The sequence below is a fragment of the Paenibacillus doosanensis genome, assembly GCF_025060755.1.
Classification (GTDB): domain Bacteria; phylum Bacillota; class Bacilli; order Paenibacillales; family NBRC-103111; genus Paenibacillus_S; species Paenibacillus_S doosanensis.
In genome coordinates, this window is sequence record NZ_JANYUY010000003.1 from 230,189 (window position 1) to 243,834 (window position 13,646).

Consider the following 13,646-nt stretch of genomic DNA (forward strand, 5'->3'; position numbering starts at 1 on the left):
TCGGGGCTATAATATAAGGCACATGTCCGAGCTCTCCGTCATAAACTTACAAAAGAGGCTGGCTACCAGATCTTTGATCGGAGGTGTTCGTGACATGAGCTATCAAAAATACGGTTTCGATCCTGTTTTTGTCGAACGGGTCAAGCTGAAAATGAAAAATCCCGATACGAAAGAACGTATCAAGATGATTTTGCAAGGTGTTACGAAAGCGGATTTGCAGGATAGGGCGAAGGTCAGACGATTCGTATCTATGCTGTCCAAGGTGCTAGGTGAACGGTTGACCGATCAGCAAGCAGAGCATATGGTCAATTTCGTCATCGCCCAGCGCATCGATCCGAATAATACATTTCATTTGATCAAGCTTTGGGGGATGTTCCGCTGAACCTTCGGCACAAATAATGGAATTTATCCCGGATAATAATTATAAAAGCTGCTGCTGCGGAGCCTTTCGTTTTGCAAAGGCTTTTCGGCAAAGCGTTCCTCAACAGACCTTCGGGTCTGTTTTTTTTCGGTTCGGCGCGTTAAATTTTACCAAAGTATTCATGTGTTCGGTGGAAGATCATTTCGGAAGCGGCCGCCCGCCTGCTTTTATGAAGGACAAAAGTAGTAGACGGTTTCTCCATACGGCGCAGTTTGTCACGCGGGATACGGGCAAGGGTTGCCAGCGCAATCTATCAAAGTTATAATTTTCATAGAAATCCAAATAGGGGGAGGAGCTGCAAGTGTCGACAATCGAACCGCAAGACAACGAGGGAAAAAAAACGATGACAAGAAGGCAACTGCTTGCTTCGGTCGGAGCGGCGGGAGTGCTGCTTGCCGCAGGCGCCGGTCTGCCGGTCAAGGTTCAAGCCGCCAAATCTACCGTTCCGGTGACCGATAACAAGCCTTGGTATAATGTAAAAGACTTCGGAGCTGTGGGAGAGGGACTTTACGATGACGATGCTCCGTATATTCAGGCTGCAATTGATGCGGCTGCGAGTAAAGGAGGGACGGTTTATTTTCCGCCGGGCAGTTATTGTATCAATCGCGGCATCATTATGAGATCGAAGGTTCATCTATTGGGGGCAGGAGCGGAAGTTACCGAATTGAAGGCGGGAGACACCAATTTGCTTATGCTATTCAGCGGCGGCGGGGTCGGTTCCTATTCGATAGATGGAATTACGTTCTCCGGCAGAGGGCCGAGCGGAGCGACGGGCGATATCGTAGAGCGCGGAATACATATGCTGGAAGGTTCGCATATTACGATCAGCCGCTGTATATTTACCGATTCGGCGAACGGAGTCCGGCTTGTTCGCTCAAGACATGTGACGGTAACCGATTGCACCTTTTTGAGAATTTTGGGCTCGGAAAGTCCTGCTGAAGGATTCGGTATCGTCCTCGAAGGCGGGAGCAATCATATCATTAAGGGGAATCATTTTAAAAACGTTACGAAAAGCTGTATTTGCCTTAATGCCGGAAGTTCCTATTCGCTTATTTCCAACAATGTGATGGAACAGTGTCAGGATGCGGCGATTCTCATGTCATCGAAGCTGAGCGCATGCTCTTATCATCTGATCGAAGGCAATCTGGTGACGTCGGAAGGACTGCAGGAGTCGGCGTCCAGCTCGACCTACGGAATTCGCCTCAAAGACGCTTGCAGCAACAACACGATCGTGAACAACGTCATTACGCGTCCCGAAAAGGGAGGCATTCAGCTTGAGGCCGGAGATAACGCGGGCGACGACCGTCCTTACGGCAACACGATTACCGGCAATACCGTTAACGGAACAATCTGCGGCATCGCCGTTATTAACGGGGATGCCAACTCGGTCAAACATAACGAGGTCCGGCGCGTGCAAACCGGCATCCTGCTCAATACCGCAGGGGAGGGCGGAAGCTCTTCTGCGAAGCGTAACGTCGTAACGGGCAACAGCTTGTATCAATGCTCCGTCGCCGCAGTGAAAATCGCTTCCGCACAATGCGAGTCGAACAGCGTGTTCGGAAATGCAGGCTATGAAAATGCGGAAGGACTTGCGGATAGCGGTACGAATACAGCTACCGCAGGGTTCTAAACGTGCCGATCGCCGTCTTCCAATCTGTTTTGGGGGACGGCTTTTTGCACTCGGATCTAAACTATAACGGAGGATGACGAACGTATATGATGAGTGTCAAGCTGCCCAAAGAACAAAAAGATCGCTTAGTGACGGAATTGCAGCAATATTTTGACGAGGAGTTCAGCGAGCCGATAGGGAATTTGGCTGCCGAGCAGCTGCTCGATTTTTTCATCCGGCAGGCCGGTCCGCATATTTATAACCAAGCGGTCCACGATTGCCGTCAGTTCGCGATGGAAAGGTTCGCTGCCATGGAAGAGGAAATGTGTGCTTTGGAAAAAACGCCTCCGTCAAAACGGTAAGGTTAGGAAAGGCGTTTTATCGGGAACAGGCTCTTTTTCAATTTAGGACTTGCGGCTGCTTCGCAGCAGGCGGTTGACCGTTTCCCTTCTTAAGCCGATCAGCTGCCCGATCTCCTCTTGAGTTAATACTTCCTTTAAAGATAACGGCGAAGCATGTTCGGCGAACCATTCCTCAAGTTTGTTCAGCTTCTCCGAAGGGGTTATAAGGGTCAATTGATCGATGCGCTGCTGCATCATTCTCAGTTTGCTTTGCAGCAGCATAGCGATTTGCTGGCATTTACCCGGATTGCGCTCCAGCTCTCCGTACCATTCTCTAGCTGGGATCACGGTGATTTCGCTTGTTACCAGCGCGATGGCCGTTCCGTGATATTCTTTCGGACTGATCAAAGAATGATGGGGGATCGTTTCGCCCGGGACGACGATATTGAAGAGAAACGGACTTCCGTCTTCATGAATCCGCACGATTTTGAGCAATCCGCTCCGCACATGGTACAGCGGGCCAGTCTCGCCTTGCCTGAATAAAGTTTCGCCTTTATGTAAAATCATGTCATCCTTCACCTCAGTGGTATGATAACACGGACCGGGCCGTCCGTCTATTGCAGCCGCGCCCTTATAGCTCCCATTCCGTCCGGACGATCGGGCAGGAAGGGGATTTTTTGTCATGTCTAAGGCAACAATGACTTTATGGTTTATTTGCGGCATGAAAATGACCGGTATCATATCGCTTATTTTTTGGAGGCGTAAGGAAGGAGCAGGCCATATGGAAGCGAAGCTGATGTATTTATTGGTTCATTACGGTTATTTCGGATTATTCGGCGTGCTGATGCTCGGTATCGTAGGCGTGCCCATACCGGACGAGGTTGTCATGACGTATGCCGGTTACTCGATTTACAAGGGGGAGCTTCACTATATCCCGACGGCGCTCGTTTCAGTTGCGGGCAGCTTCACAGGGATGTCTATCAGCTACTGGGCCGGTTATTGGATGGGATATCCTCTGCTGATCAAGTACGGCAAATATGTGCATATAACGCCCGGCAGGCTGCAGCGTTCGGAGCAATGGTTCCGCAGATTCGGCAAATTTGCCGTGACTATCGGCTATTTCGTTCCCGGCTTGCGGCATCTTACAGCTTTGTTCGCGGGTGTCAGCAGATGGCCGTACGGTACGTTCGCTTTGTTCGCGCTCCCGGGCGCCGTTATTTGGGCCGTCACCTTCATTACGATAGGCGTTCTGATCGGGGAGCATTGGAAACGAGTTATTTTTGAAATTCACCGGTATTCCGTGCTTACGGTTATTGCGGCAGCAGGTCTGCTGGTCATCGTCTGGTTGCTGAGTCGGTGGCGCAGCCGTAAAGGCGGGCGAACGAATGAAAACTGATCATCCCGGCTCCGCATCCAGCACTTCCTCCAGGCGAAGCATGCGGATATGTCCCTCCGATTGAATACGAATCCGCCCTTGAACCGTATCGATGTCGCGGATAATCCCGGTTCGGGGCGTTTCGCGGCCGTGCTCAAGGCAGATGATCCGCACCGGCCTCCTGCTCCTCCATGCTTGCAAGATCGTCTGCGACAACCGCTCCAGCTTGTCCTCATCCGGCCGAGGCCGTTCCGCTGCATAGAGAGCTTTTCTATGCTCGATCAAACGTTCCTTATGCCGGAAGCATCATGCGAGACGATTCCCACAAAATGTTTTTGCCGGCGGTCAGCAAGTACTAATTGCTATTCAACTATTTTTAGTGTAACTAATAAATAATGGTAATTTTATTATATATTTACAAAAAAAGTTTTTAATAGTATATTATATTTGAAATTAACTTAATAGGAGAGTGCTAATTTATGCCTAATTTTTTTCGATCACTGTTATTGGTAATTATCTTTGTTTTTTGTATTCAATTCTCAGCATTTGCGGAATCTAGTCAATTAGTAGGTAGTACTGATACTAGTCAGGTTTTACAAACGAAAGTAGTAGAGATGAATGAACCTGTCGATGGCGTTATAGCTATTTATAAAGATGATGCTGAAGTATCTACACAAGCATTTGCGGTAGGGACTATATCTTGCCGAGCAGTGGAGTGGTATCAAGATTGTAAATGGAATGTTTCCATGGTTGGTGATACAATTAACTACATTGATTTGGTAATGAATTATGAAAAAGTGGATGCAGATGGTTTAATCATACCTGCTGGTTCGGATACCTTTAAGTATCCGCTAAACCCTGCAAAAACTAGTTTTGGAGATGTAGGAACAGAGTATCAACCTACTGCCGGGAACTACAGAGCAACAATTGGCGGGAAACTCTATGGAAGGGAAGGTACATACACATTAGTCACAATAAAATCGGCTGTAGTATATGTTCCTGAAACCTAAGTATGGTATAAGAAAAGTAACTGTTGAAAAGCAGTTATTTTTCTTTTTTCTTAGTAAGAAAATGGAATGAACGGGAGTGTTGTTCAGTGAATTGGTTAGAAATTATTCAAAGCCCTACGTATTTAAGTAATAGTTCTTCCAGCTACGATAGTATTCGTCTAATCAATTACGAGGGGGACAATGCTAATGTAACCCCCTTAGCTCAGTTTTTTTTGGCGCCGGTTGCTCTAAGTGAACCTGATTTAGTAACCCAAATACCAACACCATCTTCCCTGTCATATAATCGGTTCTTAGAAGAAATTGCTGTTCATTTTAATAAAATAAAAGTTGTTTATAGCGGCGAGATACCTCATACGTTAATGTTAAGTAATTTAAAGGATAGTTCTAGATTGAATATAATAGGGCTTCATAGAAGAAACGAACTAAACCCAGTGGTTTCTGAATTATATGGAAATTTAGGTTTACGTCCAAGAGGTTTTATGAATAAAACAATATACATGAAACTCAAAAAAGAATATATACCACCCGTAAATGTTGAACAATTTGATGCGGCATGGAACTGGCTGGAGTCGTCCTATGCTCAAAACGATGGTTACATTTGTCTTACTCCCACAAATTGGATGTTATCGGAGCGATTAAAAGAAAATATTAGTTTGAGATACTTCGTTTCAAGATGCAAGGATATTATACTTGTGGTCGATGAACCAACCAATTCCATTATTGGGTTAGATTTGTTGTTTTAATAAAAACCAAAAAGGATTAGATGATGGCAGCCGGCCTTCATAGAGTCCCCCCGTTTCACTTAGGGCACAAGAGACATTGTGAGAGCTTATGTTTGATGGATTCGTCGTAGACTTAGGACATTGAATCTAGAAGTAATCTGGAAAAGCGGAAGCGTCCGCCTTTGAAAGCGGTATAGCCTGAGCCTCTCGCTGCTATTGAAATTACCGGTGAACAGCATCTATAACCGCCCTGAGGCAGTCCGAAAAATGAGCGGATAGAACTATAAACCTTTTGACACGCGGCGCGTATTACTTTACAGTTATTTACTACATAGAACCGAATGGAAGGAGAACGGACGTTGGCACGACTGGAATATCGTTTATATGAAGAGGGCAGCAGCGAGTTTCCTCTGCTGTATTATTACGATCGTATCGAGAGAGACGAGATCGCTTTGCGGTTTGCCTGCGACTATTTGGTCAAGGAAGGCTCTGTATACGAGAAAACCTCCAACGCGGTGGAGGATGGCTGTTATGTCATTTACGTCAAGCAAGCCGAGGATGAAAAAATCGTGCCGTTTTGGGGAAAACCGGATGGAGCTTTACCGGAAGGGATCAAGCTGGAGCTGAGGGAATATCGCGAGTTTACGACCGATTATCGTCTGGTGTATACGTTCAGCTTCGCGGACAGCCTGGAGGCGATGCTGCATCTATCTGCGAACTATTTGTATGCCGACGGAAGAGAATGGAACCGGACTTCCACGGAGATCGACGAAGACAGAGAGACGTTCGTCTTTTACGCCGAGCCGTCGGCGTAAGGCTTACGAAGCAAGTTATTCATGGAAAAAGCGAAGCTTTTTACTGCTATGAATAACTCTTAGGAGGGCAAATCATCTTGGAACACCAAAAGCAAGGGAACACCCGCAAAATGCTCGTCCTGTTTTTGGGCGCGGCGCTTGCAGCGGCAACCGGCTGCTCGAATACGGCAAATTCCAATTGCGTCGATCGAAACGGGGACGGGTACTGCGATAACGGCAGCGGAGGCGGAGGCTCTACATCGAGAGCCTTCTTCGGCGGAGGAGGCTCCGGCAAATCCGGAACTTCGGAAGGCTCGTCCTCCATTTCGGACGGTTCCTCCTCGCATGGGGGCATCGGCAGCAGCGGTTCCAGTTCCGGATAGGAGGACGGGATGATGAGAAATGACGATGGTAAAACCTTAACCGCGTATGCGTATCCCAAACGACGAGAGGCGATTTACGACCAGTTGCGCGCAGAAGGAATTTTTACTTGGGATTGTATGTACGACGAAGAATATGCGCTCGCCTGCATTCACCGGATCGACCGCGGGCTGCACCGGCGAATGCAGGAGGCCGCAGAGCGTCTTGGCGGTATTTTTGCCAAAACGGTGGCCATCGTTCAACAGGCCGATACGGTTCTTCTTGAGGAGCTCGGGGTGCCTGAAGCCGCCGTCGCCGCCGTTCGACTGAGTTTCGGGCCGCTTATGCCGGCACCTACTGTTATTGGGCGCTTCGATTTCGCGGCGGACGAAGACCGGATTAAGATGCTGGAGTTCAACAGCGATACGCCGACCGGGATCGTGGAAGCGTTCCATGTCAACGGCGCCGTATGCAGCGTCTACGGAGCGGAAAACCCGAATGCGGGCTGTACGCACAGGCTCGCCGAATCGTTTCGCGCCGCGATTGCGGCTTACCAAGATGCAGGCTATGAGACAAGGCATATTTATTTTAGCGCTCTGGATTGGCATATCGAGGATGCGGGAACGACCCGTTATTTGCTGCGAACATCAGGACTGGCTTCGGATTTCGCACCTCTAGCGGATTTACGCGTAAAGGACGATCGGCTCTGGGTACGGCTCGAGGATGACGTTCTGGCTCCGGTGGATGTGCTATATCGATTGCATGCGCTGGAGAAGTTGGCCGAAGACCGCGACGAGGACGGCTATCCCACGGGAGAGCATACGCTGAGGCTCATCGCGGAGCGAAAGCTGGCGGTGATCAATCCGCCTTCCGGCTTCGCCGCCCAGACGAAGGCGCTGCAGGCGCTAATCTGGAATTTGCACGAAGCGCAGCAGTTTTACACGCCGGAGGAGCATGCATGGATCGAAGCATATATGCTGCCTACCTATTTGGAAAACCGGTTTGCCGGAACAGGCACGCCTTATGTCGTCAAGCCGATCTATGGACGCGAAGGCAGCGGGGTGACGATCTTTGGTGCGGAAGGCCAAACGATCGAGCGCAGCGAAGAGGAAGAATATTGCGATCAGCCGATGGTTTATCAGCGGTATACGGAGCTTCCGCAAGTTCGCTTCGAAACGCTGAAAGGTGCTGGAAGCGGCAGGCTGTTATGGGGCTGTTTTCTGATCGGAGGCCGCGCTTCGGCGGTTGTCGCCCGGGTGGGAGGGCATATTACGAACAATGGCTCCTACTATTTGCCGGTTGGCTTTATATAATAAGGGGGAAACGCATCATGTTGGAGTTGCAGTCCATCGTTAATTTTTTGATTTATTTGGTTGTGACCGTGCCTCTTGTCGGGCTTGGGATCGTTCTATTTACGTTGACTACGCCCTATAACGAATTCAAGCTGATTCGCGAGGGAGGGGAACTGTCCGATCCGGTCAAGGTGCAGGCGGCCCGTGCCGCGGCTTACGATTTGGGCGGAAAAATCATCGGACAGGCGGCGGTGCTCGCTTCGGCGGTCTATCATTCGCTAGGCTTGGTAGACCTGATTATATGGGGGTTACTCGGTATCGCGTTTCAAATCGTTATTTTTTACATATTCGAGCTGCTTACGCCTTTCAAGGTCGTAGCGGAAATTCCGAAAGGCAACGTGTCCGTCGGCTTGTTCTCCTTCTGCCTGAGTTTGGCGTCGGGCTTGCTGATGGCTTCGCTGATCAGTTACTAACCCGAGATGGAGGGGCGGCACATCGTCATGGATTTGGACGCGCTGTATACGGAACATAAAAGGCTGCTGATTTCCGTCGCTTACCGGATGCTGGGCTCGCTCACGGACGCCGAGGATGTGGTGCAGGACGCTTTTGTCGCTTTGCAGCAAACGCAGACGGAGGATGTGCGTCATCTGAAAGCGTATTTGGTCAAAATGGTGACGAACCGTTGTCTGAACCTATTGAAATCGGCCCGCAGGCAGAGAGAAGTTTACGTCGGTCCGTGGCTGCCCGAGCCGCAGGCCGACTTGACAGGCGGCGATAGCCCGGAAGAGCAGCTGGTTCGCGACGAGAACGTGTCCTATGCGCTGCTTGTGATGCTGCAGCAATTAACCCCGGCGGAGCGGGCGGTGTTTCTGCTGCGGGAGGTGCTGGATTACGATTACGCCCAAATGGCGGATATTCTCGGCAAATCAGAGGCGAATTGCCGCAAAATTTTGAGCCGCGCCAAGCAAAAAATGAATCCCGAGGCCGTTTCTGCCGCACCCAAAGGCAACGAAAACGGCGAATTCGCCAAAGCCTTCCTGGCAGGATCGCGAACGGGAAATTTTCGTCCTTTCGTCCATATGCTGATCGAACAGGCGACGTTGATCAGCGACGGCGGGGGCAAAGTGCGGGCCGCCATATTTCCGATCTATGGTAAAGAGCGGATTCAAGCATTTTTGGAAGGAATTTATTCCAAGGGCAGCTTGTCCGGAGAACTGCGTCAAGCCATCATTAATGGAGATCACGGCCTGGTGCTGATTGAGCAAAATAAGCCCAGAATCGCCGTATGCTTCAAAGCTTTTCATGGGAAGACGAAGGATATAGAGCATGTCTATTTGATTAGCAATCCCGATAAATTGGCGCATATACGGCTGAACTGAAGAAGCGGGGAGAGGGAGTACGCCCATGCTGAAAAGCGAAGAGCCGCCCCGCGTAAGCGGTGGCGGCCCTGAATCCAATCTTGCGCAGGCGCTTCTTGGAGACGCAGATTCAAGATTGCGCTATCGTTCGGCGATATACGGGACCGCGACAATATCCAAATCCGTCTCGTCCCAACTGCCGGCCCGGTCCCAAAGAGCGGTCGGCAGCTCGCATAACGGCGGGTTCGCCGTAGAATGAAGCCACTCCCGCAGCAACTGTTTATTGAACAGCCCGGGATCGAGCCATGTATCGACCTGCTCTTCGTTTAAGATTAACGGAACGGTATCCTCCAGTCCGGTACTGAAGTTCCTAACCTTTCTCGTAAGAATGGCGCAGGTGCGCAGCTGCTCTCCGAAGGAGCCGCTCCAGACATCGTACACGCCGGCCATCGCAAACGTTTGGCCTCCCGGGATTATGAAACGCGAAACCTGCTCCTCCTTGGCATTCGGACGGTATACCTTGTCGAAGCTGCTGCCGGGAATGATGCAGCGCTGTCTCTTGAGCAGATGGTCGAAGGCCCGCTTGCCGAATACGGAGGCGCTGTCCGCAACAATCGAATCCTGTGCCCAGAAGGGCATGAGTCCCCAGCGGTATTCATCGAGAATGCGTTCGCCGTGCTGTACGACAACAGCGGCAATCGGTTGCTGCGGCTGCAAGCTGCGCTGGTTCGCATAGTAAAACAGCGCTTTGGACAAACCATATCGATCTTGCAAATCGGATAATTCGGCATGTAAAGTAAATCGGTCGCACATAATCGAGAGCTCCTCTGCTTTTATTGGCCATTGACTGAAGTTACTTCTCCCCAGTATTTGCAGCAGATGGTAAAATCATGTGCGGGCAAAAAAATTCAAGCTGTTTTCATCTAATTTTAAGGTTATCTTCATTGCAATTTAATGAACCATAGTTAAAATAATAATCGTTGATCCCACATTCAACATATATCACGTTTTTCCCTGCTGTCGGCTGCCATCGACGAAGCAGGGATTTTTTATAGGCAAAAAACAATCAATTAAAGTCTCGAAAGCCGGAAATGCAAATATTTTCGTGGAAAAAGATGGATAAAATAAAACAGGCCCGTCTTGCGACGGGGCCCATTCATGGTTAAGGAAAAGTAACAAATCGATGTATAATTGCGACTAGTAGATACCTGTTTCGGATACGACGATTAAAACTCGACATTTTTACTTGTTCGCTTCCTCTTTAATATAAGTGTCACCATGGACAACAATTACTTTGGTTTTATCCGTTGTGTTATGCTCATCATAAGCTATTTCATCTTGACTGAAGTTTTTTTCCATATGCAAAATTTTGGCATATTGGCCGTCCTTAGTTACAATAAAATCAGGATGTTTATGGTCTTCCAGTATCGCTTCAGGAACAGGCTCAAAAGTAACGTCATTTTTATAATTTTTATATTTCTCAGCTAAGCTTTCTTGGGCGGCATTACTTGAAATTACACTAGTCAAAGCAATAGCACTAATAGTCAAAACAGCAATCCCCCAAGTAATTGTTCTGGTTGTCATAGTGATCAAGTCCTTTCTTAATATTGAAGTATAACCGTTTCCGTAGGCATACTTGTTCGATTTATTGTTCACAATTACCAGGTAAACAGGCTTTTCTGGTGTACCTTGTGGAACGTTAGTAAATACGATTTGTTTGGCGGTATTAGTAACATTACCAACTATATGAATTATCGAAGAACTTCTTGGACTAAATTGAGGGGAACTCTGCCATATGTGCAGTTATGTGCGGGTAACGCCTGACTAATTGACTGTGTTACAATGATAAGATATTATTTTTTAAACAAGGAGAATTCACTATGTCAGTAGAAGAAGTAGTGCGACGATTTTTTGAGAAGGTTCGTTCTGGTCAAGAACCGGATGCTGCACACCAGTTAATGGCGGAACGAGTTTTGGCACATCAGATTACTTCGGAAAATGAAGTGACCGTTGAAAGGTCACCGGCCAATTACGCGGATCATGTTCGCGAAATGATAGAAATTTACGGTACCTTCAGTCTAACTATACAAGAATTTTTAGTGCAAGATGATCGGGTTTATGTGCGTTGGAAACAATCTGGAATCCACATTGGGGAAGTAGACGGATATACACCGACTAACAAACCCGTCGTAGAGATCGCAAGTGCAGTCTATCGTGTAGAAAATGAGAAAATCGTAGAATATTGGATACAAATTGACCGCGAAGGAATTCGTATTCAATTGGAACGCAACAAGGAATAACAGTTGAATCATTGAACTAAGGGTACGATAGCTCAATGAACCGCCTTTTCAGCAAGGCGGTTTTCTTTAATAATAAAGCCTATGTTAAATTCTAATGTTGATATTTGACCATAAGAAAACCGCATTCGTTGAAAAGGCGGTTTATTGCTATCGTGTCCCTCAACATAAAGCGGCATCAAAGAAGGCGGATCTACCTTATCGCGGCCTTTAAACGACAAAATGGTGCCGATAGCCATAGCCCCATAGCCGCAACGAAATAATGAGCCTAATCCGACAGTGCCCGCATGATGTTAGATTTCGCCTCTGCCGCAATCGCTTCATTCCCGTCATCGACCGCTTGCATTAAGATCAGTATGGGGATGTATACCGCGATCAGCCGCGCCAGCAGCTTCGTTTCCTCATCCGCTCCTCCGTACGTTTCGAAAAACACGCCGCGAGCGTAAGGTGGTAAAAAGCTATAAGCAACGCTCAAATCGCAAGCCGGATGGCCTACGCTCAGATCGCCCCAATCAATGATGCCGGAAACGATCCCGTTCTCATTCACAAGCATATTTTTAAAATGGAGATCGCCATGTAGCAGTGCATTCACCGCCTCGACACGGTCCTTTTGCAGCCTGCTAATATACGCTTCGATCACACCGGACTCCTCCGGCGACAAGTGTTCAACCACCTTCGATAGAAAGCCCTCCAATTTCATTTTACGCGATGCGATGTCCGTCAAGTTTCGATGATCTTGCTGAACTCCGCACTTCAGCGCCGCCTGCACCGGAAACTCATGCAATCTCCGCAAAAATTTCGCCAGCGTCTCTGCCGATAAAGCCCGGCGTTCTTCCGTCACACCGATTGGGAAATCTCCTGGCACGTAGGCATAGCCAAGAAATGGTGCCGGGTATTCGTCACTTGCTTCGCCATAAAACAACGGTTTCGGATAAGGGATGGTCATATATGCCTCCAGCTTCGGCAGCAGCTTCCCTTCCATACGAATCGAGCCAACTGCAATCGTTCTTCTTGGAAACCGGAACACGTACTCGTCACCGATAAGAAAAACCGTATTGTCCCAGCCCCAGCCCAATCGCTTCACTTGCTTCGATGACAGCTGAGGGAATTGTCTGCCGATCAGCGTCCGCGCCTGCTCTTCGTTAACCTCCCACTCCGCATCCCATACCTTCGTTCCTCCCATGAATTGTCTGCCTCCTCGTTCCTTACGTTATTTAGATGTTTACATTCCGTGGAAGTTACGCATAACTGCCCGTTTAACAAGAATAAGCAGAAGGCGAAGTTTGGTGTTCGTGTCGGTCACAGTAAACAGGCACGATTTGACCAACATATTTTTCTTATTCGATGCGGTATTCTCATACTCCTTGCTGTCTAAGTATCGAAACCAAGCCAAATAGTGCTGTAAATATTTCGTTGCAACACCATTGAAGCGATCCATCCATTTCTTCAAGCGGCACGTTGTTTTCCGTCGGACTTGAATCGGTAATGAGTCATGCCTTTTGAATTCGCATAGGAGCTAAATGCCCTCCATGAATCAGTGCATACACGTTTGAGTCAGATAGATGACCACCAATCGCTTCGTCGAATTTTTGTAGTCCGAATACGTCCACGCCCAAGTACGCCAGAGTAAGTCATTTTCGGACGGTCACGGGCAACCAGCACGCACACTTGATCGTGGCTTATACCACGATATTTCGCTTTGCCGCCACGTTTACGAGGCTTGCGTTCGGCAATATTCCGCTTGCCCTTTTCAGAGTAAAGAAAGTAGGTCTCGTCCATTTCAACAATATCTTGAAATGCTTCTGTTGGAAGCAGCTTCAGAGCGGAAAGTGCCACTCCCTTGGTTCGGGACTGCAAAAAGTAGATAAGTTCTCGCTTTCCATTATCGCCCAACGTATCAGCAAGCTTTTTCAGTTCCTTAATCTCCGAACGGTTATATTGCCCTTATTATAGAACTTTTGTTCGTAATTATCAAAATTTAACATAGCCTTAATAAAAGAAAATAGATCGAAGGTTGTTCGGTTGTATACTTTGCTCGATTTAGTAAAAATATACCATGTATGAAAT

The 13,646-nt window shown here is 48.2% G+C and carries 18 protein-coding genes and 1 pseudogene; 12 read left to right on the forward strand and 7 right to left on the reverse strand.

The annotated features are described in order from the left end of the window. The first annotated feature begins 94 nt into the window (after window positions 1–94). From N0M98_RS04875 to N0M98_RS04885, 3 genes are all read left to right on the forward strand, one after another. Entirely contained in the window at window positions 95–382 is a 288-nt protein-coding gene (locus N0M98_RS04875; protein ID WP_249862735.1) for a stage VI sporulation protein F, read from the forward strand. A gap of 340 nt (window positions 383–722) precedes the next feature. Continuing rightward, on the forward strand, window positions 723–2,051 hold the full coding sequence (locus N0M98_RS04880; protein WP_259617093.1) for a right-handed parallel beta-helix repeat-containing protein: 1,329 nt from the start codon (window positions 723–725) through the stop codon (window positions 2,049–2,051). An 86-nt stretch (window positions 2,052–2,137) separates the two neighbouring features. Further along, on the forward strand, window positions 2,138–2,392 hold the full coding sequence (locus N0M98_RS04885) for a DUF2164 domain-containing protein (RefSeq protein WP_259617094.1): 255 nt from the start codon (window positions 2,138–2,140) through the stop codon (window positions 2,390–2,392). Between the two features lie 42 nt (window positions 2,393–2,434). Here N0M98_RS04885 and N0M98_RS04890 read toward each other — a convergent pair whose 3' ends face one another. Continuing rightward, entirely contained in the window at window positions 2,435–2,938 is a 504-nt protein-coding gene (locus N0M98_RS04890) for a Crp/Fnr family transcriptional regulator (RefSeq protein ID WP_249862738.1), read from the reverse strand. A 115-nt stretch (window positions 2,939–3,053) separates the two neighbouring features. On the opposite strand from N0M98_RS04890, the gene N0M98_RS04895 reads away from it, so the two are divergent. Further along, complete coding sequence (locus N0M98_RS04895) at window positions 3,054–3,767, forward strand: DedA family protein (RefSeq protein ID WP_249862739.1); 714 nt, start codon at window positions 3,054–3,056, stop codon at window positions 3,765–3,767. On the opposite strand, the gene N0M98_RS04900 is transcribed toward N0M98_RS04895, so the two are convergent. Further along, window positions 3,768–4,031, reverse strand: coding sequence for a YolD-like family protein (locus N0M98_RS04900; RefSeq protein WP_249862740.1), 264 nt, complete (start codon window positions 4,029–4,031; stop codon window positions 3,768–3,770). Window positions 4,032–4,225: 194 nt separating this feature from the next. Here N0M98_RS04900 and N0M98_RS04905 point away from each other — a divergent pair, with 194 nt between their 5' ends. The 7 genes from N0M98_RS04905 (at window position 4,226) to N0M98_RS04935 (ending at window position 9,303) form a co-directional block, all read left to right on the forward strand. Continuing rightward, entirely contained in the window at window positions 4,226–4,756 is a 531-nt protein-coding gene (locus N0M98_RS04905) for a hypothetical protein (RefSeq protein ID WP_249862741.1), read from the forward strand. A gap of 86 nt (window positions 4,757–4,842) precedes the next feature. After that, complete coding sequence (locus tag N0M98_RS04910; protein ID WP_259617095.1) at window positions 4,843–5,499, forward strand: hypothetical protein; 657 nt, start codon at window positions 4,843–4,845, stop codon at window positions 5,497–5,499. A gap of 338 nt (window positions 5,500–5,837) precedes the next feature. Continuing rightward, window positions 5,838–6,293, forward strand: coding sequence for a hypothetical protein (locus tag N0M98_RS04915; RefSeq protein ID WP_259617096.1), 456 nt, complete (start codon window positions 5,838–5,840; stop codon window positions 6,291–6,293). A gap of 77 nt (window positions 6,294–6,370) precedes the next feature. Beyond that, a complete protein-coding gene (locus tag N0M98_RS04920) occupies window positions 6,371–6,655 on the forward strand; it encodes a hypothetical protein (RefSeq protein ID WP_259617097.1) in 285 nt (94 codons plus the stop codon). A 9-nt stretch (window positions 6,656–6,664) separates the two neighbouring features. Beyond that, window positions 6,665–7,945 carry a glutathionylspermidine synthase family protein gene (locus tag N0M98_RS04925; RefSeq protein ID WP_259617098.1) on the forward strand — a complete coding sequence of 427 codons (1,281 nt, stop codon included), beginning with the start codon at window positions 6,665–6,667 and terminating at the stop codon, window positions 7,943–7,945. Window positions 7,946–7,962: 17 nt separating this feature from the next. Continuing rightward, window positions 7,963–8,397, forward strand: a complete 435-nt coding sequence (locus tag N0M98_RS04930; RefSeq protein ID WP_249862747.1) for a DUF350 domain-containing protein — start codon at window positions 7,963–7,965, stop codon at window positions 8,395–8,397. Window positions 8,398–8,424: 27 nt separating this feature from the next. Next, complete coding sequence (locus N0M98_RS04935) at window positions 8,425–9,303, forward strand: RNA polymerase sigma-70 factor (protein ID WP_259617099.1); 879 nt, start codon at window positions 8,425–8,427, stop codon at window positions 9,301–9,303. A 120-nt stretch (window positions 9,304–9,423) separates the two neighbouring features. Here the strand turns inward: N0M98_RS04935 and N0M98_RS04940 are convergent, their stop codons facing one another. Both N0M98_RS04940 and N0M98_RS04945 read right to left on the reverse strand, forming a co-directional pair. Next, the gene (locus N0M98_RS04940) at window positions 9,424–10,095 is read right to left on the reverse strand and encodes an SOS response-associated peptidase family protein (protein ID WP_249862749.1); all 672 of its coding nucleotides are present in this window, start codon (window positions 10,093–10,095) and stop codon (window positions 9,424–9,426) included. 429 nt (window positions 10,096–10,524) lie between these two features. Continuing rightward, on the reverse strand, window positions 10,525–10,866 hold the full coding sequence (locus N0M98_RS04945; protein ID WP_259617100.1) for a hypothetical protein: 342 nt from the start codon (window positions 10,864–10,866) through the stop codon (window positions 10,525–10,527). Window positions 10,867–11,162: 296 nt separating this feature from the next. Here N0M98_RS04945 and N0M98_RS04950 point away from each other — a divergent pair, with 296 nt between their 5' ends. Then, window positions 11,163–11,582, forward strand: a complete 420-nt coding sequence (locus tag N0M98_RS04950; protein WP_259617101.1) for an ester cyclase — start codon at window positions 11,163–11,165, stop codon at window positions 11,580–11,582. 32 nt (window positions 11,583–11,614) lie between these two features. On the opposite strand, the gene N0M98_RS04955 is transcribed toward N0M98_RS04950, so the two are convergent. The 3 genes and pseudogenes from N0M98_RS04955 to N0M98_RS04965 form a co-directional block, all read right to left on the reverse strand. Further along, a complete protein-coding gene (locus N0M98_RS04955; protein ID WP_259617102.1) occupies window positions 11,615–11,818 on the reverse strand; it encodes a hypothetical protein in 204 nt (67 codons plus the stop codon). Between the two features lie 29 nt (window positions 11,819–11,847). Beyond that, window positions 11,848–12,762 (reverse strand): phosphotransferase, encoded by a 915-nt coding sequence (locus tag N0M98_RS04960; RefSeq protein ID WP_259617103.1) that lies wholly within the window; start codon window positions 12,760–12,762, stop codon window positions 11,848–11,850. A 39-nt stretch (window positions 12,763–12,801) separates the two neighbouring features. Next, a pseudogene (locus tag N0M98_RS04965) lies at window positions 12,802–13,409 on the reverse strand (IS1595 family transposase); the annotation flags it as partial. Between the last annotated feature and the right edge of the window lie 237 nt (window positions 13,410–13,646).

Bases quoted from the DNA above. Each gene is read 5' to 3' on its own strand.
- N0M98_RS04875 (WP_249862735.1), top strand. From the start codon at position 95: ATGAGCTATCAAAAATACGGTTTCGATCCTGTTTTTGTCGAACGGGTC.
- N0M98_RS04885 (WP_259617094.1), top strand. From the start codon at position 2,138: ATGATGAGTGTCAAGCTGCCCAAAGAACAAAAAGATCGCTTAGTGACG.
- N0M98_RS04890 (WP_249862738.1), bottom strand. From the start codon at position 2,938: ATGATTTTACATAAAGGCGAAACTTTATTCAGGCAAGGCGAGACTGGC.
- N0M98_RS04895 (WP_249862739.1), top strand. From the start codon at position 3,054: ATGTCTAAGGCAACAATGACTTTATGGTTTATTTGCGGCATGAAAATG.
- N0M98_RS04905 (WP_249862741.1), top strand. From the start codon at position 4,226: ATGCCTAATTTTTTTCGATCACTGTTATTGGTAATTATCTTTGTTTTT.
- N0M98_RS04925 (WP_259617098.1), top strand. From the start codon at position 6,665: ATGATGAGAAATGACGATGGTAAAACCTTAACCGCGTATGCGTATCCC.
- N0M98_RS04930 (WP_249862747.1), top strand. From the start codon at position 7,963: ATGTTGGAGTTGCAGTCCATCGTTAATTTTTTGATTTATTTGGTTGTG.
- N0M98_RS04935 (WP_259617099.1), top strand. From the start codon at position 8,425: ATGGATTTGGACGCGCTGTATACGGAACATAAAAGGCTGCTGATTTCC.
- N0M98_RS04940 (WP_249862749.1), bottom strand. From the start codon at position 10,095: ATGTGCGACCGATTTACTTTACATGCCGAATTATCCGATTTGCAAGAT.
- N0M98_RS04945 (WP_259617100.1), bottom strand. From the start codon at position 10,866: ATGACAACCAGAACAATTACTTGGGGGATTGCTGTTTTGACTATTAGT.
- N0M98_RS04950 (WP_259617101.1), top strand. From the start codon at position 11,163: ATGTCAGTAGAAGAAGTAGTGCGACGATTTTTTGAGAAGGTTCGTTCT.
- N0M98_RS04955 (WP_259617102.1), bottom strand. From the start codon at position 11,818: ATGGCTATCGGCACCATTTTGTCGTTTAAAGGCCGCGATAAGGTAGAT.
- N0M98_RS04960 (WP_259617103.1), bottom strand. From the start codon at position 12,762: ATGGGAGGAACGAAGGTATGGGATGCGGAGTGGGAGGTTAACGAAGAG.